Origin of the sequence: Granulicella paludicola (assembly GCF_025685545.1) — a bacterium.
In the GTDB taxonomy this organism is placed as follows: domain Bacteria; phylum Acidobacteriota; class Terriglobia; order Terriglobales; family Acidobacteriaceae; genus Granulicella; species Granulicella paludicola.
On record NZ_JAGSYC010000026.1, the window covers coordinates 576,491 to 599,675 of the forward strand.

General features: G+C 60.0%; 23 protein-coding genes. 15 read left to right on the forward strand and 8 right to left on the reverse strand.

The window, feature by feature from the left end; all coding sequences use genetic code 11:
- Positions 1-7 precede the first annotated feature (7 nt).
- The 13 genes from OHL14_RS17970 (at position 8) to OHL14_RS18030 (ending at position 14,686) form a co-directional block, all read left to right on the forward strand.
- Positions 8-2,704 (forward strand): TonB-dependent receptor, encoded by a 2,697-nt coding sequence (locus tag OHL14_RS17970; protein ID WP_263380762.1) that lies wholly within the window; start codon positions 8-10, stop codon positions 2,702-2,704.
- Positions 2,705-2,819: 115 nt separating this feature from the next.
- Positions 2,820-2,990, forward strand: a complete 171-nt coding sequence (locus OHL14_RS17975) for a hypothetical protein (RefSeq protein WP_263380763.1) — start codon at positions 2,820-2,822, stop codon at positions 2,988-2,990.
- A gap of 100 nt (positions 2,991-3,090) precedes the next feature.
- Positions 3,091-3,219, forward strand: a complete 129-nt coding sequence (locus OHL14_RS17980) for a hypothetical protein (protein ID WP_263380764.1) — start codon at positions 3,091-3,093, stop codon at positions 3,217-3,219.
- Positions 3,220-3,387: 168 nt separating this feature from the next.
- The gene (locus OHL14_RS17985) at positions 3,388-5,649 is read left to right on the forward strand and encodes a hypothetical protein (RefSeq protein ID WP_263380765.1); all 2,262 of its coding nucleotides are present in this window, start codon (positions 3,388-3,390) and stop codon (positions 5,647-5,649) included.
- Positions 5,650-5,732: 83 nt separating this feature from the next.
- The gene (locus OHL14_RS17990) at positions 5,733-8,309 is read left to right on the forward strand and encodes a zinc-dependent metalloprotease (RefSeq protein ID WP_263380766.1); all 2,577 of its coding nucleotides are present in this window, start codon (positions 5,733-5,735) and stop codon (positions 8,307-8,309) included.
- A 450-nt stretch (positions 8,310-8,759) separates the two neighbouring features.
- Positions 8,760-9,101, forward strand: coding sequence for a helix-turn-helix domain-containing protein (locus tag OHL14_RS17995; protein WP_263380767.1), 342 nt, complete (start codon positions 8,760-8,762; stop codon positions 9,099-9,101).
- 335 nt (positions 9,102-9,436) lie between these two features.
- A complete protein-coding gene (locus tag OHL14_RS18000) occupies positions 9,437-9,940 on the forward strand; it encodes a hypothetical protein (protein WP_263380768.1) in 504 nt (167 codons plus the stop codon).
- A gap of 289 nt (positions 9,941-10,229) precedes the next feature.
- The gene (locus tag OHL14_RS18005) at positions 10,230-11,015 is read left to right on the forward strand and encodes a gamma-glutamyl-gamma-aminobutyrate hydrolase family protein (RefSeq protein WP_263380769.1); all 786 of its coding nucleotides are present in this window, start codon (positions 10,230-10,232) and stop codon (positions 11,013-11,015) included.
- A gap of 62 nt (positions 11,016-11,077) precedes the next feature.
- Positions 11,078-11,686 carry a 16S rRNA (guanine(527)-N(7))-methyltransferase RsmG gene (rsmG, locus tag OHL14_RS18010; RefSeq protein WP_263380770.1) on the forward strand — a complete coding sequence of 203 codons (609 nt, stop codon included), beginning with the start codon at positions 11,078-11,080 and terminating at the stop codon, positions 11,684-11,686.
- A 298-nt stretch (positions 11,687-11,984) separates the two neighbouring features.
- Positions 11,985-12,884 carry a ParA family protein gene (locus tag OHL14_RS18015; protein ID WP_263380771.1) on the forward strand — a complete coding sequence of 300 codons (900 nt, stop codon included), beginning with the start codon at positions 11,985-11,987 and terminating at the stop codon, positions 12,882-12,884.
- Between the two features lie 154 nt (positions 12,885-13,038).
- Positions 13,039-13,971, forward strand: a complete 933-nt coding sequence (locus OHL14_RS18020; protein ID WP_263380772.1) for a ParB/RepB/Spo0J family partition protein — start codon at positions 13,039-13,041, stop codon at positions 13,969-13,971.
- A gap of 59 nt (positions 13,972-14,030) precedes the next feature.
- On the forward strand, positions 14,031-14,270 hold the full coding sequence (locus OHL14_RS18025) for a FitA-like ribbon-helix-helix domain-containing protein (RefSeq protein WP_263380773.1): 240 nt from the start codon (positions 14,031-14,033) through the stop codon (positions 14,268-14,270).
- The gene (locus OHL14_RS18030) at positions 14,267-14,686 is read left to right on the forward strand and encodes a type II toxin-antitoxin system VapC family toxin (RefSeq protein WP_263380774.1); all 420 of its coding nucleotides are present in this window, start codon (positions 14,267-14,269) and stop codon (positions 14,684-14,686) included. Before OHL14_RS18025 ends, OHL14_RS18030 begins: the two co-directional genes overlap by 4 nt.
- A 212-nt stretch (positions 14,687-14,898) precedes the next feature.
- On the opposite strand, the gene OHL14_RS18035 is transcribed toward OHL14_RS18030, so the two are convergent.
- Complete coding sequence (locus tag OHL14_RS18035) at positions 14,899-15,534, reverse strand: DNA-3-methyladenine glycosylase I (protein WP_263380775.1); 636 nt, start codon at positions 15,532-15,534, stop codon at positions 14,899-14,901.
- 62 nt (positions 15,535-15,596) lie between these two features.
- On the opposite strand from OHL14_RS18035, the gene OHL14_RS18040 reads away from it, so the two are divergent.
- Both OHL14_RS18040 and OHL14_RS18045 read left to right on the forward strand, forming a co-directional pair.
- A complete protein-coding gene (locus OHL14_RS18040) occupies positions 15,597-16,988 on the forward strand; it encodes a metal-dependent hydrolase family protein (RefSeq protein WP_263380776.1) in 1,392 nt (463 codons plus the stop codon).
- Positions 16,988-17,752: a methyltransferase family protein gene (locus tag OHL14_RS18045; protein ID WP_263380777.1), complete on the forward strand. Its 765-nt coding sequence runs from the start codon at positions 16,988-16,990 to the stop codon at positions 17,750-17,752. The genes OHL14_RS18040 and OHL14_RS18045 overlap by 1 nt, the downstream gene beginning before the upstream one ends.
- On the opposite strand, the gene OHL14_RS18050 is transcribed toward OHL14_RS18045, so the two are convergent.
- The 7 genes from OHL14_RS18050 to OHL14_RS18075 all read right to left on the reverse strand — a co-directional run bounded on the left by OHL14_RS18050 (position 17,749) and on the right by OHL14_RS18075 (position 23,130).
- Complete coding sequence (locus OHL14_RS18050; RefSeq protein WP_263380778.1) at positions 17,749-18,084, reverse strand: DUF2442 domain-containing protein; 336 nt, start codon at positions 18,082-18,084, stop codon at positions 17,749-17,751. The two genes, OHL14_RS18045 and OHL14_RS18050, sit on opposite strands and share 4 nt — an antisense overlap.
- Positions 18,035-18,259 (reverse strand): DUF4160 domain-containing protein, encoded by a 225-nt coding sequence (locus OHL14_RS20275; RefSeq protein WP_396271403.1) that lies wholly within the window; start codon positions 18,257-18,259, stop codon positions 18,035-18,037. Before OHL14_RS20275 ends, OHL14_RS18050 begins: the two co-directional genes overlap by 50 nt.
- Before the next feature lie 118 nt (positions 18,260-18,377).
- Positions 18,378-18,674: an HU family DNA-binding protein gene (locus OHL14_RS18055; RefSeq protein ID WP_263380779.1), complete on the reverse strand. Its 297-nt coding sequence runs from the start codon at positions 18,672-18,674 to the stop codon at positions 18,378-18,380.
- A 291-nt stretch (positions 18,675-18,965) separates the two neighbouring features.
- Entirely contained in the window at positions 18,966-19,682 is a 717-nt protein-coding gene (locus OHL14_RS18060) for a DUF2461 domain-containing protein (RefSeq protein ID WP_263380780.1), read from the reverse strand.
- Between the two features lie 185 nt (positions 19,683-19,867).
- The gene (locus OHL14_RS18065; RefSeq protein WP_263380781.1) at positions 19,868-20,635 is read right to left on the reverse strand and encodes a carboxypeptidase-like regulatory domain-containing protein; all 768 of its coding nucleotides are present in this window, start codon (positions 20,633-20,635) and stop codon (positions 19,868-19,870) included.
- Between the two features lie 233 nt (positions 20,636-20,868).
- The gene (locus OHL14_RS18070) at positions 20,869-22,644 is read right to left on the reverse strand and encodes a M20/M25/M40 family metallo-hydrolase (RefSeq protein WP_263380782.1); all 1,776 of its coding nucleotides are present in this window, start codon (positions 22,642-22,644) and stop codon (positions 20,869-20,871) included.
- A 174-nt stretch (positions 22,645-22,818) separates the two neighbouring features.
- On the reverse strand, positions 22,819-23,130 hold the full coding sequence (locus tag OHL14_RS18075) for a hypothetical protein (RefSeq protein WP_263380783.1): 312 nt from the start codon (positions 23,128-23,130) through the stop codon (positions 22,819-22,821).
- Positions 23,131-23,185: the final 55 nt, after the last annotated feature.

A 23,185-nucleotide genomic window follows, 5' to 3' on the forward strand; every position in this document is an offset into this window, starting at 1 on the left:
CCTCCCCATGAACTTCCCCTCCAGGACGCATCGCGCCTTCGGCACAGCTCTATCTGTGCTCGCCGCCACTCTCTTCACAGCGCCTATGCTTGCCGCTCACCCCGGCCCCATCACCGTGCAGTCGCCTTCACAGGTCTCCGTTCGCAGCAACGTCACGGGCACCGTGCAGGACGCCACAACGGCCATCATCTCCGGGGCCGCCGTGCAGATCACCCGCGCCGACGGCAGCGTCGTCGCCACTGCCACCACCGACGACAGCGGCCACTTCCAGCTGCCCAGCCCCGGCGCAGGCGACTTCAACCTCATCGTCTCCCTCTCCGGCTTCTCCACCGTCACACGGCCGCTGCATATCGTGCGGGGCGCGCCCGCGCCGCTTACGCTCACCATGGACATCGCCTCGGTCGCCACCGACGTCACCGTCAATGCCAATCAGGACACAGCACTCTCCGACCCAGCGAGCAACGGCGATTCCGCCTCTCTCACCGCCGAAGACATGAAGGACCTGCCCGTGCTCGATGGCGACATCCTTTCGACGCTCGCCGCCTTCCTCGATACCGGCGCCGCCGGCGAGGGTGGCCCCACGCTCGTCATCGACGGTGTCGAGTCGAAGACCCTCGGCGTCTCAACCTCCGCCATCGAACGCATCAGCATCAATCAGGACCCCTACTCCGCGCAGTATCGCCAGCCCGGTCGCGGACAGGTCGAGATCGTCACCAAGGCCGCCGACGACGTCTTCCACGGCGAGTTCAGTTTCAACTTCCGCGACGCCGTCTTCGAAGGCACCAACTATTTCTCGCGTGTGAAGCCGCCCTCGCAGCGTCGCATCTACGAGGGTTTCCTCACTGGCCCCACCGGCCTGAAGGACACGCCGTTCCTCTTCTCTTTCACGCGCAATGAGCGCGACTACTTCGACCAGGTCAACGCCACCACGTTGCCCACCGTGCAGCCTGCGATAAACGTGCCCGCGCCCAGCCGCATCACCCAGCTCACCATGAAGGTCAACCACCAGTACAGCGATCACCACTCCGGCTTCCTGCTCTACCGCTTCAACAACCAGAGCAATACCAACTCGAATGTCGGCGGTCTGGTTCAGCAGTCCGCAGGATCGACCTCCTACGAGTTCGACATGGACCTTACCTACCATGACGACCTCACGATGGGCGCGAACAAGCTCAACCAGTTCAACATCCTCTTCGAGCGCAACCTTGATCGCATCGTCAGCAACACGCAGGCCGCGCAGGTCATCGTGGAAGGCGTTGCTACCTTTGGTGGCGCGCAGGCCGATGTCTACAATACCGAGCACAACCCCAACATCTCCGATATCTTCAGCTGGACGCTAGCCACGCGTCATCCGCAGCAGTTGAAGTTCGGCATCCAGCTGCCCAACCTCGGCCGCCGCATCCTCGACGACGAGACGAACCGCCAGGGCACGTACACCTACTCCAGCGCCAGCGATTACGCCAATGGCACGCTCGCTTCCTTCAGCGCGCAGACAGGCCAGTCGCGCTTTGAAACCCTCTATGCACAGCCCGGCGCGTTCATCCTCGACATCATTCAACTCACGCCGCGCCTCACCGTCACGCCGGGTCTGCGTTACGAGTTCCAGAACACCATCTCCGCCACGAAAGACGGCTTCCAGCCGCGGCTTTCCGCTGCCTACGTTGTCGACCAGAAGCATGCGCTCGTCATCCGCACCGGCAGTGGCATCTACTTCCGCCATGTCGGTGTGAACATTGGGCAGCAGGTGGCTCGCTATCAGAATGCAGCCGAGCGCAGTCTGCTCGTCACCACGAATCTCGCCAACCTCTGCTACCCGCCAACGACCACACCCACCAACATCGTCAACACACCCAACTGCACCTCGCTCAACACCGAGCCGCCGAGCCTGTTCCATCTCGCGCCCGGCATGCAGTCGCCCGTGCAGGCGTACTTCGGCCTCAGCGCAGAGCGCCAGATCACCAAGGGCTCCACGCTCACTATCGGCTACAACGGCTATCGCGGCTGGCACGCGCTACGTTCCATCGACATCAACGCGCCACTGCCGCCGTTCACCAGCGCAACGCGACCCAACACCTCAATCTCGCAGGACACCGAGCTCAGCTCCGGCGGTTTCCAGGCCTCCGACGATCTGAACGTCAGCTATCGTGGCCGCATCGGCCAAGTTTTCAGTGGGTTCGTGCAGTATGACTACTCCCACGCCGACGCCGACACGCAGTGGTCCACCTTCTATCCGCAGAACCAGTACGCGCCTAACGACGAGTGGTCCCGCACCGACTACGACCAGCGCCAGCGTCTCTCGCTCTTCGGCACCATCTACCCCGACAAACCCGTAACGCTCGGCGTCGGCTTTTACGACAACACGCCGATGCCCTACACCATCACCACCGGCACCGACGATTACCACACCGGCCTCTTCAACGCGCGCCCTGCAGGTGTAGCTAGAAACAGCGTCAACGGCGGCGACTATCAGGACGTGCAACTGCGGCTCGGCTACACGCACAAGTTCGCTCCACTGCAAAAGGCGAAGGCCAGCGCCACCCCCGACACCCCGCAGACAGTCGCCTTCTCGGTATCGAGCTTCAACACGCTCAACCGCGTGAACTTCACCAGCTACGACGGCGTTGAAGGGTCCGCCGACTTCCTTCAGCCCACCACAGCCAATCAGCCCCGGCGACTGCAGTTCACCGCGGCGTACAACTTCTAACCCGAACTGCGATGGTGAAAGCCCAAGGCAGCTTTTCATGCTCTTCATACCTCTCCTCTGCTAACCTTACGAACACCCGCTCCGAGCGGGCAAAACTCACCACAAGGAGCACATCATGGGATTTCTTGAAGAAGCAGCAGGAGCCTTTGCAGCCGTAGAAGCAGAAAAGAAGCTCAACCCCGAAGGCGGCGTCCTTGCTGAAGGCGCAGCAGCCGTGGCCGGCTTTGGTGGCGTCGAAGCCATCGAGAACCTCCTCGAGAAGAAGGAAGAGACCCCGGGCCAGTAAGGTCGACTCTTTTTGAAGATACGAAGGGTGCCGCGACAGGTTCGCGGCACCCTTCAAACTTTTCGCGTCTTACCTACCTCCTCTTCCCTATTCCCTGCCTATGAACGCCTCCCGCAAACGCTGGCTGCCTCTCGCGCTGATCCTTCTGGTCGGCATCCTCGCCATCGTGCATACGATGCGGCATCATGTCGTCACCCAGCTACCGCCAGCAGCTCAGGCACCTCAATAGATAGTCCCCGGTAGGAACAGTTGGACTGTCTGGACGTTTCGGCTTTCCTTCGCGACCGCTGCCTTCGTTCCTACTGCTGTCTTTTTCTTCTCTGCTGAATGCATCGGTGGTATCGTCCCTGTTGTATCTACATCCCATCTTCGCCGTGTACTCAAGAAGGAGCCCTCCGTGTCCATCTCTGTCACCGTCGGCAATACCGGGTCCCTGTCTCCAAAACTCCTCACCGATCTCAAGAGCGAAGCTGCCTCCCTCCTGAGTCTCGGCCATGACTTCGACGCCTTCCTCGATCAGCCCATCTCAGCGCTGCCTGCTTCGCTGCGCTCCACCAGCGTGCAGTACACCAGCGGCAATCAGTGCTGGACGCCCGGCTCGCTCAAGTTCACGCTCAGCGGCGGCGTATGCGGCAAAATCTCCATCGTCTCCTCCGGCGACCTGCTCTCCTATACCGATGGCTTCGCCACCACCGTCACGCTCGGTGCGCCGCCTGCGGAGAACAAAAAGTGCTCCACTAAGGTGAACATCTCCGCGCCTGACGCCTATGTCAGCCTTGAACTCGACTTCACACTCAGCGGTGGCATTTCCGTCACCGACACCTCAGGGATCTACGGTGTCTCAGCCGACGGCTCCGCCTCCAGCAGCATTACCGTCACCTTCCATAAACACTGCCTCGTCAGCGATACGCTGAAGGCCGCCTTCACTGCCGCATTTGAAGGCCTGGTGCTTCCGCTGCATCCGGATACGCTCACCCACTTGGCCCTCAACGACTATCTGCACTACACGTTCAACGCCAAGCTGGAGCTTGGCCTTGGCGCGACGGTCGGCATCGATAAGGTTCTCTACTGCGGCCAGTACAAGTCCGACGTTCCAAAGATCGGCTCCGCGCTCAACATCGCGGCTACACTCAAACCCGAGGTGCAGGCCGGGGCGAAGCTTTCGTTTGCCTACGACTACACCGGCACCTTCGAGGCGACTCTCTGGCTCTCGGCTCCGAAGACCGCGCATCTGCATCTGTATCGCTCCAGTAAGCAGACCGAGAGTCTCGGTCTGGATCTCGGTGTGTCGGCCTCAACCAACGCCTCGCTCACGACAGGTATTGTCCCTGCCGATATCGAGGCAGCTCTCGCAAGCCGCATACCAAAGCTCGGCGATCCTGCCTTCAAGTCGAGCGTCCTTGACCCTGCGAATAGCGAACTTGGTAAGTACGTCACCGAGATGAATGCCAAGATGAGTGGCTGGATGGTCAAAAGTAACAACCAGAAAGCCACCCTCGACCTCGCGATCGAGAAGACGCAGGACCGCTTCCTCCTCACCCACTACACCATCGACCTCACACAGCCCTGGCAGCCCGCCTGGAAGCTGATGCTCGACGGCAAGTTTCTCGAAGCCTTCAGCCTGCCCAACACAGGAGTTACGCTCGACATCGGCAGTGGCCTGGAAAGCGTATTCGCTACGACCACATCACTCAAGCTCAGCCTCTTCGGCAAGCTCAACGCCACATGGTCCACCAGCGACATCAACAACTCCAAACTTATCTACGCTGGTAACAAGCACTTCCAGCTGATCTGCAACGAAGGTAAGTCGCTGCTTACGCAGATCGGCAACAGCAAGCGCGAGATCGATATCTACTTTGCGGCCGAAGCCGATCTCTCCAGCGACAACGCTCCGGCCTCGCCCACCATCAATCTGCACGTTACGCTGCAGGCCACCAGCGACCAGAAGTTCGCCCGCTCCATCGCCAACATGGTCGGTCTTCTCACGCAGGGGCAGGACGGCCACCTTCTCACACAGACCGTCACCGCCATCGCCGCGAAGCTTGGTGCGACGGCGCTGCTGCACCTCGTCTTCTCGCCCAACACGTACACGACCAGGCTGCAGGCATCCACACTCGATGCCCATGGCAAACCGGACAACGAGTTCCCCGATCAACATAACTACGCCACCTTTGCCGCCGCCAGTGCGCAACTTTTTGGTGCCAACTCGCCGCAGAACTTCAACTACAACGCTCAGGCTCTCGACTATGCTCTCTGGAGCCACGCGAATATCGTCGCGAACGACTCCAACGCGCCCGCAGGCACGAAGCCGGGTCGTCGCGATATCGGCAATCCGAGCGCCGCGACGCCATACCTTGACCAGCAGGGATTCGGTAATGCTGTGCCGCTCATCTGGGCCACGCTCCAGGTTGGAGCCAGCTTTATGAACCTGTGCGACGACCTGAGGTCGCTCGTGGCCAGCAGTTCGACGACGCTTGATTCCTGGCAGCAGCTCATCACGCACCTGCAGACGATCATCAAGAACGATGTCGACGTGGACTTCATCCCGCCTACGGCTCTAGCGCTCGCAAACCTCTGCGGAGGAGCGCCCGCAGCAACGACCGGCCCGGCGCCAGGACTCGCCACAGGAAGCTCCATCGCCGTCACTATGACGTATTGAGATACGTGTCGCAAGAAAAGAAAACGCAATGCGACCGTACCAGCCAGCTGGGTGCTACGCCGCCCGCATGATAAAAGTGAGCCATGCGCCTCAACCTTCTCGCCTCCCTGCTGCTCGCCTCCACCGCGACTCTGGCCTCCTGTCCGCTATACGCTCAAGGCCCAGCAGCCGCCGCTGAAACGCCGACCCTCGCCAAGAAGACCGCCAGCATGAAGAATCTGCCCGGCTTCCTGCCCCTGCACTGGGACGCGAAGTCCGGACACCTCTTTCTCGAGCTGCACCTGAACGCTAACGGCCACTCGCCCGAGCTGCTTTATACCAACACCCTCGTTTACGGCACCGGCTCCAACGACCTCGGCCTGGATCGCGGCAAGACCGGCCGTGGCAGCGTCATTCACTTCGAGCGCATCGGCCCCAAGGTGCTCATGGTAGAGCAGAACGAAGCGTTTCGCTCCGGCTCCAAAGATCCACACGAAACCCTCGCCGTCACGCAGTCCTTTCCCAGCTCCATCCTGCAGGGCTTTACCGTCGCCGCTGAAGAGGGCAACGACGTGCTCATCGACGCCACCGACCTCGTGCTGCGTGACACCTACGGCATCTCCGAGCTGCTCACGCGCTTGAAGCAAGGCAGCTACAAGGTCGACGCCGCTCGCTCCGCCATCGACCTCGCCGATACCAAGGCCTTCCCTGAGAACACCGAAATTGAAGCCGTCCTCACCTACGGCACCGATGCCTCTCCTATGGGTCACTGGGTTCGCGATACCACACCCGACCCGCACTCCGTCACCGTCCACGTCCGCACCAGCTTCGTGCAGCTGCCGCCGCTCGCAGGCACACCGGAGACTGGCACCTTCGTCCCGCGCCGCTATAACCCGCGTGCTGGCTACTTCGATTTCTCCTATCGCGATTACCTCGTCCCTCTCGGCGACGACATGACGCAGCGCTTCATCGAGCGCCATCGCCTCATCAAGAAAGACCCCACCTGTACGAAGTCTTGTGTGCCGCTCAAGCCCATTCAGTACTACGTCGATAACTCCGCCGCCGAGCCCATGCGGTCAGCGCTGCTCGAAGGCGCGCGCTGGTGGGACCAGGCCTTCCAAGCTGCTGGCTGGGCCCCCGGCAGCTTCAAGGTCGACATCCTGCCTGCCGACGCCGACCCCATGGACGTCCGCTACAACATCATCCAGTGGGTTCACCGCTACACCCGCGGCTGGAGCTACGGCGCCACCATCTCCGACCCACGCACCGGCGAGATCCTCAAAGGCAACGTCACCCTTGGAAGCCTGCGCGGTCGCCAGGACTACCTGATTGCCGAGGCCCTTACCGCACCGTACGCCAGCGGCAAGACGCCTTCACCCGACCCGATGCTCGAGCTCGTGTTGCAGCGCATCCGCCAGCTCTCCGCGCATGAGACCGGCCACACCCTCGGCCTCGCCCACAACTTCGCCGCTAGCACCTACGCGCAGAACGACCATGAACACACTCTCAGCGTGATGGAGTACCCGCATCCGTGGATCACCCTCGACAAGTCCGGCAAGGTGGACATCGCCCACGCCTACCCCGCAGGCATCGGCATCTGGGACAAGACCTCCATCAACTACGGCTACCGCGAGTTCGATAGCAATAAGCATCCCGTAGAAGACGCAGCGGCTTTGAATAAGATCCTCCTCGACTCCGACAAGACCGGCATGGTCTTCCTCACCGACCAGGATGCTCGCCCCTTCAGCTCAGCTTCCCCCATCGACCATCTCTGGGACAACGGCTCCGATCTCCCCGCCGAGCTCGACCGCATCCTCGCCGTCCGCGCGGCCGCCCTCAAGCAGTTCGGTGAGAACAACCTCAAGCCCGGCGTCCCCATGGCACAGCTCGCCGACACCCTCGTCCCGCTCTACCTCTTCCATCGCTACGAGACCGAAGCCGTCACCAAGATGATTGGCGGCCTCGACTACCGCTATAACCTGCGCGGCGACGGGCAGCCTGGCCCCGAGATCGTTGACCCCGCCAAGCAGCAGGCCGCGCTCACCGCCGTCCTCAAGACGCTCTCGCCCGAAACCCTCACCCTGCCCGAGTCCATCCTGAAGCTCATCCCGCCTATGCCTCCAGGCTACGAGAAAACGCAGGAGAGCTTCCCCTCGCACACCGCGATGACCTTCGACCCCATCGCCACAGCCGAGGCCGCCTCCGACCTCACCCTGCAGGTGCTGCTCGATCCGGCACGCGCCTCCCGACTGATCGAATACCACATGCGCGTACCCGCCAGTCCCTCGCTGCGCTCCGTCCTTGAGGCCCTCTCAAAAACCACTGCCGAACGCCCCGAAGGCGGCCACTCGCTCTCCTCCGAGGTCGAACGCGCCGTCGAGTTCCGCGGCCTTGAGTGGATGCTCTCCCTCAGCGTGAATCAGGAGGCCAGCAGCCAGGCCCGCGCTATCGCGCTGTCCCACCTCCAGGATCTGCTGAGCCAATGGAAGTCTGACGGCTCCGTGACCGATACCGCCGAAGTCATCCATCGCAAAGCCATGATCGCCCGCCTTGAGGAGTACAACCGCGATCCGGCGAGGTTCACCCAATCCAAGGTCATCGAAGCGCCGCCGGGTATGCCCATCGGCGATGACGGAGACGACTTCGAACTTCCTCACGTGCCCGCAGCACCCCCACTCTAACCCTCGTCATCCTGAGGCGTAGCAGAAATGACTATTTCCTCGCCCCAGTTCACCTTCGGTCCTCTCGACCGAAGGTGGGCTGGGGCGATGTCGTGAAGAGAACTTTTGATCCGGCCTTTCAGCCTTGGTAACCAAGTTTCCTTTACGCAGCCAGGGGATGACTTATCGACCTTTTACTCCGTAAAAGGATTACTTTTGTACCGTCTAATTTTTACGATTCGCCCGGAATCTTTCACCTGATCGAATCCTTGCAAATCAGTTCGCAAATCCTCCAGAAAACCTCCAATTTCGGCCATCTTTTCCCGAAAACGCGCGTCATAGATACAGAGCAAGTACGAAAGGCGTAGACAGAGCAGCTACCTTTGCGGGGCTTTTTGAGCCTTTGCCGACCAAAGCTGCCAATCCTTTCGCATGTCATGTTCCGATTTAAAGACCCCAGGAGTCCCACTCATGCACACCTATGCCTTCTCTCCGGCACGCCTCTCTTCTTTCCACTCGTCTCTCAGCAACAAGTTCAATAGCTCTGCCCTCAACACTCCCGCGCCCGCAGTTCAGCCCGAAGACACCTCCGATCTTCTCCCTCGCGATATCAGCTCCCGCTTCGGTCTGCGTCTGCGCGAGATGCGCCGCGCGCAGAATATGACACAGTTGCGCATGGCCATCGACTTTGGCATTGACCGCAGCTTTATCTCCGACGTAGAGCGCGGCCGCAAATCCATCTCCCTGCACATGCTGGAAGTGATCGCCCTGGGCATGAAGGTCAGTCTCTCCGACCTCTTCCGGGGACTTTAGCTCCTACGGCGGGGGGTACGCAGACCACCTGTACCTCCCTTACGACCGCTCCAATTCCATAGCCACGGCACCTTGAACGAGGTGGCGCGGCTTCGTTGCGAGATCGCGATGGAGCGGTTTGCCTGAGCTAAATTGAACGGAACTACAGGATTTGTTGGACGACGAGCGAAGCACAATCGTACCGCTCGGCCTTTCGCAGACAAACAATTGCCTCCAAACGTCATCGAACTTGTTAGCCGTTCAGTGAAGTCTGCTGGCGCGGATACTTGCGGCGGACTTACGGCGATCATGCCATCTGTCCGTAAAGAGCAACGCTACGCAAGGAAAGGTACGCCATGAAACTCAGACATCTCCTCGGCTACACGGTCGCGGCTCTAGGTCTTCTCTTCGTTAGCGCCACACCCCGGCAGGCAGAGGCACAGTTCGCCGTCGGCATTGGCGTCCCCCCAAGTTGCCCTTATGGGTACTATGATTACGCTCCATACTCTTGCGCTCCTGCAGGTTTCTATGGACCTGGCTACTTTTATAACGGCATCTTTCTCGGAGTAGGCCCCTGGTATCGCTGGGGCTACTACCACGGCTGGGGCGGCCATCGCTTCGGTGGCCCCGGTGGCGGACGCTACTTTGGCCGCTACGGCGGCGGATACCGCGGCGGTGGTGGTTATCGCGGTGGCGGCGGATACCATGGCGGAGGTGGCTACCACGGCGGAGGCGGTGGATTCCACGGCGGCGGTGGCGGCTTTCACGGCGGCGGAGGCCACGGTGGTGGCGGAGGCGGGTTCCACGGAGGCGGTGGTGGTCATGGCGGCGGCCATGGCGGTGGCGGAGGCCATCACTAAAGCTCCGATCAACTCTTCAAACGGCGAAGACAGATTTTCTGTCTTCGCCGTTTATCTTTTCTCACGCTAACTTTGCACCGTATTTGCGTCACTGGACAGCGATCTCCTGGACGAACGCCTCACAGGAAGCGAAGCAGACAAGTGCCCGCGTAGGTCAGAATCACAGGCGATGAGGCGGAGAAGAGCTCAACTGCGCCTCCAACCATCACATTACAAACACCTTGCATCGAAGCAGGGCCAGTGGCATCTACAATAACCACGGGTAGTTCACCCTTTTGAAGGAAGTCGCATGAAGCCGCGCATCGGTATTCCAGTACCCACCAGTCTCGACCTCACCTATAACCAGCGCTCATGGCCACTGTATGAGAGCGCAGTCCGCCATGCCGGCGGCGATCCGGTGGTGATACCACTGACGCTGACAGCAGCCGAGCGCCGCGAACTGATGGTGACCCTCGACGGCGTCGTTCTGCCTGGCTCTCCTGCGGACATCAACCCTACCCGGTACACACCGCAGGTCGATCCCGCCACAAGCCCGGCAGATCCGGCCCGGGAGCTAACCGACTTCGACTTGCTCGACGACGCCCTCCGCCATGGCAAGCCGGTGCTCGGGATTTGTTTTGGGGTGCAGTCGATGAACACCTGGCGCGGTGGCTCGCTGGTGCAGGACCTGATGCCGCTGCCAGTAAACCATTCGGCGGGAGCCAGCGTCGCTGTAGCGCACACGGCCCTCATTGCGAAGGAGTCTCTGCTTGGCAGTCTGGTCGATCCGGATGAAGCAACCGAGGCCGACAACTTTCTGCGCCTGCCCATCAATACCAGTCACCATCAGGCCGTCTCTGCCCCTGGAGATGGCTTACGGATTGTGGCGCGGTGTCCAGACGATGGTGTAATCGAAGCCGTGGAACTCGACCCCACAATGTTCCACGTGGAACATTCGGTGGAATCTGCAACAGGACACGCTCCGTCGCAATTCCTGCTCGGCGTGCAGTGGCACCCCGAACGCAGCTATGACATCAGCGCTACCAGCCGCAATCTCTTTGCGAAGCTTGTAACTGAGGCAGCCGACCGGCAATAGCCACGAACGAAGGCAGAGTACGTGTCCTTTGCGATCTGCAGGGACCTACAATGAGGGAACGCATGTCGACTCTCTTAGAACCCCGCCTTAAGTCCTTGCTTTCTCCCTACCTCGGCGACGCCGCTATTCCGGCGAACCTCTACATACAGCTGTCGAGCTATCTGGATCTGCTCGTGAAGTGGAACGCCCGGACAAATCTCACTGCAATCCGTGACCCCGAGCAGATGGTCGTTCGCCATTTTGGCGAGAGTTTGTTCTGCGGCCTCCAGCTCGCCAGGCGTGTAGCTTCCGACGCGACTGTGTTGGACTTTGGGTCGGGTGCTGGGTTTCCGGGTATTCCCATCCAGCTGCTGCTGCCGGAGTTAAAGGTGACTTTGGGCGAGTCACAGAACAAGAAAGCAACTTTTCTTCGCGAGGCTACCCGCAGCCTTGTGCTGCCGCACACCGAGATATGGGCGAAACGCGTCGAAGACCTTCCGGCCAGCACTACGTTTCAGGCAGTGACGCTGCGCGCCGTGGACAATATGCAGGCCGCTCTGGCGGCTGCCCGCCCGCGTGTTGCTTCCGGTGGCTACCTGATAACGCTGTCAGACGCGACCTTTACTGGAGAGTCGACGCAGGAACAGGTAAAGGGTCCCGGGAGCCTGAGCGTGACCTTCGAGCAGCTTTAGCTCGTGGACTGGGAATGTTCCACGTGGAACATCTGTTTCAGAACAGATATCCCAGGGAAGATGGGGCGCACTTCTCCAAGGAGGCAGTGCGGGAAGGTCAAGCCTAAGCGTCTCGGATGGAGTGTTCCACGTGGAACACTCCCTTTGTCTACCGGAGTCTCGGCTTCCTGTCCTCGAATCTCTGGCAGCTCTTGGCGCATTCCCGTTCCCCACAGCTGCTCCACACCTTCTCCACCACTAATGTTCCACGTGGAACACTCTCTCCCTTCCTTACCTGCTACGCTTGGATTCCGTCACCATGTCCGACACCAAAGAAACCACTCCCGTGCCCAAGTCAAAAGTCATCGCCGTCGTCAACCAGAAGGGTGGCGTTGGGAAGACCACGACGGCCATCAACCTTTCGGCTGCGCTCGCGCTCGAAGGCATTCAGACTCTGCTGATCGATATCGACCCCCAGGCGAACTCCACCGGCGGACTTGGTTTTCGCCGCGATCCCGAGCTGGAAGCCTCACGGCCGACGGTGTATGACCTGATGCTCGGGGAAAAGTCTGCAGTCGAAGCCATTATCCAGACCGAGGTCGCTTACCTTTCGCTGATTCCGGGTACGCGCAACATGATCGGCGCTAACATCGAGCTGGTCGGTGTCGAAGGGCGGGAGACCCGCCTGCGCGAAGCTCTCGCACCCATCCGTGCTGACTACCCGTTCATTTTGCTCGACTGCCCGCCTGCTCTGGATCTGCTGACGCTCAATGCGCTGGTCGCTGCCGATACCCTGCTGGTACCGATGCAGGCGGAGTATTTTGCGCTGGAAGGGATTTCGGAGTTGATCTCGACGCTGGAGCGCGTCGCAGGCAGCTTCAACCCGGGACTGTCGGTCGAAGGTGTGCTGCTGACTATGTTCGACGACCGCACGAACCTCTCGCAGGCCGTCCGCGACAACCTGAAGGGGTATTTTGAGGACAAGCTCTTCAAGACGACGATCCCCCGAAACATTCGCCTCGCAGAGGCTCCCAGCCACGGCAAACCGGTGCTGCTGTACGATCCGAAGTCGCGCGGCGCTGAGGCCTATCGCGATCTTGCCCTCGAGCTGATGGCGCGAAACGGCTATAAGCCTAAACCAATCAAGCAAGCGCCTCCTTCCAGCTTTGCCACGCTCGAGGCGGCAGGGCAGAAGAAGCGCTGGTTCGGGAAGAGCTAGAAATACGCTCGTGCTTTGCACGTCGCTACACAAATACAGGGGTTTCTCCACTTCGCAGGACGATAAGCTGTCCTGCTCCGGTCGCAATGACAGACAGGTGGTGGGGCAGCATTTCGTACTTTCGTATCTCGTATCTGTTTAGAAGGAATCAACTATGTCTACATCCGTAAAACGCTCTGCTCTTGGCAAAGGCCTCGAGTCTCTTCTGCCTTCCCGCCCTGCTGTCGTTCCTACCGTCCAGGCTGTCGCGGTTGAGGTGCCTTCTACCGGCAAGCCACTGGAGATCCCCGTTGAGCTTATCGACCGCAACCCATTCCAGACGCGCACCCACTTCGATGAAGTGAAGATAGAAGAGCTGGCAAAGTCCATTGCGGCTTCGGGCGTGGTGCAGCCGATTGTCGTCCGCAAAGGTGGAACGGGTACCACACCAGAGGCGGCGAGCCGTTTTACGCTCATTACCGGCGAGCGTCGCCTGATTGCGAGCAAGAAGGCTGGCAAGACGACGATCCCGTCGATCGTGCGCGAGGTTTCGAATGTACAGGCGATGGAGATGACCATCGTCGAAAACCTGCAACGCGCCGACCTGAACCCGATCGAGCAAGCTCATGCCTACCATCGGCTCAGCAAGGACTTCCACATGACGCAGGAGCAGATGGCCGAGCGGACCGGTAAGGACCGCGCATCGGTGGCGAACTTTCTGCGGTTGCTGAAGCTGCCGGAGGCGGTGCAAAAGATGGTGGAGGTCGGCGACCTGAGCTTTGGGCACGCACGCGCGCTGCTGGCGCTGGATACGCCTGAGTCGATCACGGCAGCGGCGCAGAAGGTGCTGGCGCTGAACATGTCGGTGCGTGGGACTGAGACCTACATCCAGGGGCTGATCAATCCGGAGTCGAAGCTGAAGCCGGAGGCAAAGCAGGTTCCGGTGATGGATGCCAATGTGCGCGAGGCCCAGGACAACCTGCGGCGGTCGCTGGGGCTGAAGGTAACGATCGATGACAAGAACGGCAAAGGAAAGGTCGTCATCGAGTACAGCGGGATCGAGGACTTCGATGCCATCTTGACGGCGCTTGGACAGTCGGCACACTGATAGCAAAAACTGTTCGCTGATATCAGCATAAGTGATATCATATGCATCGAGGTGATGTCATGCCAGCAGTGACGGTTCGCAATATTCCTGAAGAGACGCATCGCGCGATCAAGCAGCGGGCGAAGATGCACGGCGTCAGCGCCGAGGCGGAGATTCGCCAGATTCTGGAAGAGGCTGTAAGGCCTGCGGAGCGCGTGAAGCTGGGGACGTGGCTCTATGAACGCAGCCGTGCCTTCGGCGGGGTGGAACTAGATATACGGCGTGATCCAACGCCGACGGACGCTCCGGACTTCGAATGATCCTGCTCGATACGAACGTGATCTCGGAGCCGGCGAAGCCACTTCCCGATGCACGGGTGATGCGCTGGATCGATGCGCAGACGGTGGAATCGCTCTATGTTTCGAGTACGGTTTTAGCCGAGTGGCTGACGGGCGTGGAGAAGCTGCCGCAAGGTCGGCGTCGACGCGAGATGGAGGAGCTAATTCACCAGATGCTACAGGAGTTGATTGGCCCGCGGGTGCTCAGTTTTGACCGGGTCGCTGCTGAGATTCATGCGAAGCTGATGGCCGAAGCTGGCGCGAAGGGTGTGACGGTGTCCTTTGCGGATTGCCAGATTGCGGCGGTGGCGAAGCTGCATGATCTGACGGTGGCGACGCGCGATACGGGGCCGTTTCTGGCGATGGGCGTACGGGTGATCGATCCCTGGGAGGCGTAAAGAACCTCTCATCGAATCCATTTGGGATTAGACACCCACTCCCTTCGGGGCTAAAGCCTCGGATTCCACTGAGTTTTCTATGCACGGGCTGAAGCCCGTACCGCTTCAAAGCGGGACCTAATCAGAGGCTCCCTCGTGTGGTGTCTCAGAAGTTCTTTACGGATGCTCCAAACCAAAAGTGTTGCCAACTCGAACAAATAGCAGATCCTTCGCTACGCGAAGGATGACAATGTTTTTCCATGAACTTTAGAGACAGGACATTGGAGCCTTGTCACTGCCTTACGGCGGAAGCAGTCGGGGGCGTGGTCGTTGACGATGCCTACGGCCTGTAGCCAGGCGTAGACGATGGTTGGGCCGCAGAACTTGAAGCCTCGTTTCTTCAGCTCTTTTGAGACGCGGACAGAAAGGTCGGTCTGCACGGGAATGGGGCCGGAGTTCTGGATGGGTTTGTTGTCGACGACGGCCCATAGCCAGGTGGCGAGGTCTTCGCCGTTCTTTTGCAGGTCGAGATAGATCTTCGCGCCGAGGATGGTGGCTTCGATCTTTGCTCTGGCACGGACGATGCCTTCGTTTTGCATCAGGTCTTCGACATCGAGTGCAGTGAACTTGGCGACCTTCTTCGGGTCGAAGTTCTTGAAGGCCCTGCGGAAGCCTTCGCGCTTGCGCAGGATGATGGCCCAGGAGAGGCCTGCCTGGAAGCCTTCGAGCATGAGCATCTCCCAGAGCATACGGCTGTCGTGCTGCGGCACGCCCCATTCTTCGTCGTGATACTTCGACATGAGGTCTTCGTACTGCGCCCAGGCGCAACGTTGTTTGCTGTCTGCCAACTTCTCGCGCTTCGTTGTCATACTCTCCATTCAACCGCAGTTCCACTCTTCGCGCAGCCGCAAACACCACGTAAGCTAGAGCTATGAAGAACATTCAGCGGCACCTCCTCGCGTTTGCGACTATCGGGTCCTTCACTGCTCTTTCCACTGCTCTCATGGCGGATGCTCAGCAGGCTTACAGGCCGGCGGCGGCGCGTACGCTGATCCGCGCCGGGCATGTGCTCGACGTCCACACCGGCAAGGAAGCTGCTGCAGAGACGATCATCATCACTGGCGACAAGATCACTGCGCTTGCTCCTACGGCGTCCACGCCTGCGCAGGCGGGCGATCGTGAGATCGACCTCAGCGGCTACACGGTGATGCCCGGGTTGATCGACGTGCATACGCACCTGACGATGGCGACGAACTTCGATCCCTACTTCGAGCTTTCGATGACGCCTGCGAAGGAGGCGATCCTTGGCGTGGAGAACGCGAAGACTACGCTCGAGGCCGGGTTCACGACTGTGCGTAATGTTGGCGCCAACGGGTTCACGGATGTTGCGCTGCGCGATGAGATCGATGAAGGCCACATTCCAGGGCCGCACATGCAGGTGTCGGGGCCCGCGCTCGGCATCACCGGCGGACACATGGATGAGAACCTGCTGCCGGAGCAGTATCACGTTGTCGGTGAAGGTGTGGCCGATGGCATCCCTGCAGTGCAGCATATGGTGCGGCAGAACATCAAGTACGGCGCTGACCTGATCAAGATTGGCGCCTCCGGCGGTGTGCTCTCCAAGGGAGATGATCCGCAGGCTTCGCAGTACACGCTGGAAGAGATGCAGGCCATCGTGGCGGACGCGCATCGGCTGGGGCGCAAGGTGGCGGCGCACGCGCATGGAGCGCAGGCGATCCTGTGGGCGTCGGAGGCGGGTGTCGATTCGATCGAGCACGGCAGCTATCTCGACGATGCCGGCATCGCGATGATGAAGAAGCACGGCACATACCTTGTGCCGACGGCTTACCTGATCGACTGGGTGCAGCAGTATGGCAAGCTGCCGCCGTTCTATCAGCAGAAGATGAAGGACGTGAGTGCGGTCGAAAAGCAGAATGCAATCAAAGCCATCAAGGCTGGCGTGAAGGTCGCGCTCGGCACGGATGCGGCGGTGTATCCGCATGGTCTCAATGCGCATGAGCTGGATGTGTATGTGAATCAGTTCGGCATGACTCCGCTGGCTGCGATTCAGACAGGAACCGTCAATGCGGCAGACCTGATGGGTTGGTCGGACAAGGTGGGTTCGCTCGAGGCTGGCAAGTGGGCCGACATCATTGCGATCCAGGGCGATCCGCTGAGTGATGTGAAGCTGCTGCAACACGTTCCATTTGTGATGCGATCCGGCATCGTCTTCAAGGACGAAGCGCATCCCACTGCCGTCGACAAGCTGGTCGCAGCGGCGCCATCCACACCTAACACCATTGGCACGGAGAACAGTTTCTAATGCAGGCCACACGCTTTGAGTACCGCTTCCGCTTCGCTATCCACGTTCTGATCTATGTGCTCGGCTTCGGGCTGGTGCCACTGCTTGACCGCTTCACCCCCGGCATCGTGCAGGCCCTGTCTATCGCGACGCGTTCGACGTGGCTGATTGCAGCGTCGATCCTCGCGCGACAACATCTGCTGACGTTCTCGACCGCTACCGTGGTGCTGCTTATCGTAGCTCTGGTATTCACTGGTTTGGGAGCGTGGTTCCGACTGTGGGGTGCGGCGTATGTGGGTGCGCGAGTGGTGAAGTCGAGCGAGATGCATGGCGAACGGATGCTGGCCGATGGGCCGTATCGGCGTACGCGCAATCCGCTCTATCTTGGAACGCTGCTGCATACGATCGGGCTGGCGATCCTAATGCCGCCGGTGGGAGCAGCGCTGGCGATTGCATTGGTGTGGATCTTCCAGATACGGCTTGCGCTCGCAGAGGAGCCGTTCCTTACAGCGAAGTTTGGGCAGGCGTATGTCGAGTACAAGAATGCCGTGCCGCGGTTTCTGCCTGCACCTACGCCGCAGGTTGCGGCGAGTGGAGCACAAGCGCATTGGGGGCAGGCGGTGCTGGGTGAGCTTTACTTCATCGGAGTGTTCGTGACGATGGCGGTGTTCGGCTGGAACTTCAACGCCGATCCGATGTTTCGCGGGATCCTGATTTCGCTGGGTGCGGGGATTGTGGCGCGAGCTTTTCTACCGCAGGCTGCGCAGGAATCGCAGGTCCACTAACGCAGTACCTGTAAACCGCACTGCTGAATCTCCACAGGAGTGGCATCGGGCGCAATGTCCAAGCCGTTCGCCCATTCCACAAAGCCCTCACCGCAACCTAGATCGCTGAATACATCAGGGTCTCGCAACGAGGCAAAGACGCCGGCGTGGTCACTGAAAATAAGTTCTCGCATCTGCACTTCACCCGCGAGACCGTCGATGAACTTCACGAAGAGACGATAGTCAGGCCTTGCCTCTACAGAAGTCACGATCCATGGAACATTCGAGCGCACAACCTCACCGCTAGCTAAGGTAGAGGTGTAATTTTCGCTGGATGCTTGTGTGTTGAGCATAGCTCCCATGCCTCCATGATCTCCGTCTGATGCATACCTGCCATTGTAAAACGAGCTCCATGTGCCTGGGCGACAGACCACCTTCCAAGGTCTCAAGGGTCCGGATCGCGATCACCACCCAAATGCCCTCTGCTGTTGCATGAAAGTGCGGCGGAGCGTGATCGCCCCAATACATTTAAATCTTGATCCCATAGAAGAAGCTCAACGTGGGCATCGCGACGTCCTCACTCAGGTTCACATGCAGAACGGGCCGAAGCATGAAGCTTCGGCCCGTTTCGTGCGCAAGGAGTGAACTACTTCTTGGGGGGAGCGATGGTGTCCTTCGCGACCTTAGCCACGCGGAACTTCACAACGGTCTTCGCCTTGATCTTGATAGCTTCGCCGGTCTGGGGGTTGCGGCCGATGCGCGCCTTGCGCTCTGCCTTGACCAGCTTGCCGATGCCGGGGATCGTGAACTCGCCGTTCTTCTTCGTTTCCTTAACAGCGGTTTCAGCGAGCAGTTCCAGGAACGTGGAGGTCTGCTTGTTGGTGAGCTCGAGCTTCTCTGCGAGGTGGCGAACCAGAGCTGTCTTTGTCATTCCCTTTGCCATTGTGTGTACTCCTTCGTATTCGATTTAGTTGAGCATGGGTTTCGAACCCATCGCCCGCACCTTGAGCTGATTGCCTCTCCGCTGTCCTGTTGGTTCTACGTGCGATCCAACCCGGCGATAAGAAGAAACACCAGTATTCATGCGGGTGCGGAGAACCGCGCCGTGTTTCACCTTCAACCTTCCTGAACGCTTTGTCAACGGCAATTCTTCGGTTTTTTCAGATATTTATAGGGTTTTTGTGGATTTTCTTCTTTTTAGGCCGATTTCGGGCTGTTTTTCTGCATGTCGGGGCTAAAAGATAGGTCTGCGTAGGCGCTCATCGCGTTGGTCTGTGCCTGCCAGGATGGCACCATTCAAGGCATCGACGAGAGGCGTTGCGAGCTTGATGCGCTTCACCAGTTCAGTTGCGAGTGTGGGTTGCAGAGCGAGATCTGCGGGCAGTGAGACGTGGACGCCCCAGTTCTTCGCTCGCAACAATTCGTCGGCCGGGTCATCTGCGGCGAAGCCTTTGGGCATGCGGGTGAGCGCCTCGGCTTCGATGCCGGTGAAGCCTGCGGTGCCGCTCATCGCCTTCTTCAGCAGCTTGCGGTACTCGATGTGGTTCTCTGACATCCAGGTGCGGATCTTGAGCAGCTGTTCGCGCTCGGGCATGTACACGCCAGCTGCTATCAGGACCTCGTTGGGGTTGACGTGCATGTAAAAGCCGCCGCCGGAGGTCTTCTCCATACCGCGACGCGCCCACCATGCGCCTGCCTGCGTCTTGTAAGGATTCTTGTTCTTGCTGAAGCGGATGTCGCGGTAGATGCGCATGGCGACCTTGTTCGCGGGACGAACGTGGTCGGGAGCGAAGTCTTCGAGCTTCGCGTTGATCTCTTCGATGAGCGCGAGCATGGGAGCTTTGACGCTGCGCTCGAAGATGTCGCGACGAGCTTCGAACCACTCGCGGTCGTTGTTTTTCTTGAGGCCGCGGAGGAACTTCATGGTCTCGGGGGTAAAGTGCGTGGACATGTGTCTATCGTAAGCTGCGGGGTACGCTCGTGCTTTGCACATCGCTGCTGCAAATACAGGGATCTCTCCACTCCGGCGCAAAAGCGCGCCTTTGGTCGAGATGATAAGGGTTTGCAGGTGGTTCAGCACAGCAGGTCCTTCGGCTTCGCCTCAGGATGACAATGTCTGAAGGTTTCAGGCGAGGATCAGCTTGCGCGGGGCTGCATGGCGTAGGCGGCGTTGCGGGCGGCGTCTTCCTGTTTGCTGCAGGTGGGCTGCTGCTGGTCTACCTGCATGGTGACGACGCCGGTGGGCATGTGGGTCTTGTCGAGCTTCATCATCACGGCGCAGGTCTTGGCTTTGCCGATGCCGTTCTCTGCCCATAGCTGGTAGTCGATGCCTTCGAAGGCGAGGAGCTTTACGTGGCCGGACTTGTCGGCGTAGGTAGCACCGCTGTCGCTGCCTGCAATGCCGGGCTGGTTGATCTGCGTGAGGTAGGCGTCGCCGCTGGGCAGTGGCTTGCCGTCCGGGCCGGTGACGAGGACTTCGATGTACTTCGGAGTAAGAACGCGGCTGACTTTGATGTCGATGTTCTTTACCTTGGCGTTGTTCTTGACCTCAACGGCCTTTGCGCCGGTCTCAGCTTCGCTGCCAGGTCCGCTGCCAGCGTAGTAGGTGGAGAGTACGGGAGCGCTTTCGGTGGCGGGCCAGTCGTAGTTGGCGACGATGAAGTACTTGCCGGGAGGGACGTCGAGTGAAAACTCGCCGTCGTCGTTGGTGAGCTGCTCTGGATTGGTAGCGTCGATCTCGCCTTCGGAGGCGATGGCGGTGACCCAGGCGCTGGCGATGGGCTTGCCGTCGGCACCGGTGAGCTTGCCCGTGACGGTGCCGTGCGGGCCATCCTGTGCGGCATGTACGGACTTTGTGGAGACGAGCAGCAGTAGGGCAGAACAGCAGATGAGCCAACGACGCATGGATAGGTCCTCAGCGTTCAGGATAATGCACACGGTGGAGGCGGAGGTGTTGGCAGTGGGTGATCTTATGTACTGTGGTGTGGTTAAGGTCGTGGTGGTTCGAATGAAGCAGGTCCTTCCCCTTCGACTTCGCTCAGGGTCAGGATGACAATGTTGGAGAGTAGGGTCCGATCAGGAATTGCGAAGGGCACGAGCTCTTGCTCGTGCCCTTTGTGTTGATGCTGAAACGTGGGTTACTTGCTATCAGTGGCACCGGGGTAGAGGCCAGGGATCGCAGTGTCGCGCTGCTTGTCGTTTTCGGGGTGCGGGAACGGCTTGCGGGGCATCATGGTTTCGCGCTCGCTGGTGTTCCAGAGGAAGATGGCTTCTACGATGGCAGACTGCTCGAGGTCAGCAGCATGCAGGCGATCGAAGGTGTCCATGTCGGTGTGGTGGGTGCGGGTGTCGTAGTCCATCGGGTCCTGGATGTATTGGAAGCCAGGAAGGCCTACAGCGTCGAAGGACTGGTGATCGGTGCCGCCGGTGTTGCGCATGGTGATGGTGGTGACGCCGAGGTCCTTCAACGGAGCGATCCATTGCGCGAAGATGGGAGCGATAGCGTAGTTGCCTTCGACGTAGACGCCGCGTACCTTGCCGGTGCCGTTGTCGAGGTTGTAGTAGGCGTCGAGGGTCTCCCACTCCTTGGTGGTGGTGAGCGGGCCGCGGGTGCGACTCATGAAGCTGGGCATGCCATCGCTGTTGGGTGCCGGAGCGAAGGCACCGAAGTGCGTCTTCACGTAGCCTGCGGAGCCGAACTCTCCTTCCTCTTCGCCAGTCCAGAGAGCGACGCGGATGGTGCGCTTGGGGTGAACGTCGAGCGCCTTGAGGATGCGAACGGCTTCTATCGCGGCGACTGCGCCTGCGCCGTTGTCAGTGGCTCCGGTGCCGGAGATCCAGCTATCGTAGTGGCCGCCGACCATGACGACCTGGTCCTTGAGTTTGGGATCGGTGCCGGGGATCTCGGCGACGACGTTATAACCGTGCTCGTGGTCGCCAGTGATCTTCGTCTCGATGTTGACCTCTAGCTGCACGGGGACGTGGTGCATGGAGAGGCGAGCGAGGCGGTTGTAGTGCTCGATCATCATGACAGCGGTGGGAATCTTATTCGCGCCGTCGGCCTTCTGGGCGTCGCGGACGAGGTAGGAGCCATTGTCGTCGGCGATGATGCCGGTTCCACCGCTGTCGCCCATGTCGCGTGTGGGAAGGATGATGGCTGCCGGGCCTTCGGCAGTAATGGCCTTCGCAAGCGCCTGCTGCGCTGCGCGTGCCTTGAGGCGGTCGGCGATGGAGATAGTGGGACCACGGCCTACGCGGGGGGCTTCGGGGCCTTCCATCTCCTTCAGCTCGGCGTCGGTGTAGCGATGGAAGAGAGGCTCGGTGATGTCGCCGGTGGGACGCATCGCGCCGAAGAGGATGATCTTTCCAGCGAGCTTACCCTTGATGGAGTCGGCGGTGGTGCTGGTGGGATCGATGTAGACGATGTCGCCCTTGACGGGTCCGGGGGTGGAGAAGGAAAAGGGAGCGGCCTGCATCCAGAGCGGCTCGGGCTCAGGCGTGATCATGCGTGCCCAGGTGTTGATCTGCTGCCAGCCCATGCCGAACTCGCCCCAGTCTTCCTTGTGGGCGTTGGAAAGACCGATCTTGGTGAGGGTGTCGATGGCCCAGTCGTAGGCGCGGCTGAGGTTCGGCGAGCCGGTGAGGCGCGGGCCGATGTCGTCGGTGAGAGCGCCGGCGAGGTCCATGACCTTGCTGTGCTGAGTTCCCTCTTCGCGGATGCGCTGATACATGGCGGTATCGATGGCTTCAGTTGCGGGCTGCGGGCCGTAGTACGAAGGGACAGGCTTCTCTGCCGGTTCGGACTTCTTCTTCTGCGCGAAGGCGCCGGTGGAGACTACTGCCGCCATGACGGCAACAATTGCAACGCAACGAATTGTGCGTGCTGCAACAGGCATGTATACAAGCTTAGCCATTGAAAGGAACTCCTAAAGACGCGCGGGCGCCTTGATTAAGTCTGGATAGCTAAAGATACGCCGGGAGGCCGGGAATAGTCTCACGATCCGGGCAGGAGTAGATGCAGGTCTCTCAATTGCGGCGCAAGAGTGAGCCTTCGGTTGAGAGGACAAGTTATTTGGAGGGTGGAGGAGCTAAGCTGCGCGGCCCTTGCGAGCGAGGCGCTTGGCGTATTGCACGCCCAGGAAGCCGAGAGCGAAGACGCCAACGAGGATGCCCACAGGCAGACCTACGATGCGATAGGTCAGCGCGAAGTCGGGGGTTTTACCCGTCACCATCAGGTAGGCCATGAAGCCAACGATCGCCAAGAAGGTAGCGAGGAAGAAGGCCGCGAAGGCGGCGGCAAGACCCATCAGGAGGGATTGAAACCAACCGAGATCGCCGAGCGGGATACCGAACAGTACGCCATCACGCCTCGCCTGTGCCACGTTGTTCTGCGTCGTCATAGTCTCCAGTTTACGCCCGCGGCGGCGATCCAGCTAAACGCGCGTAAACTAAGGA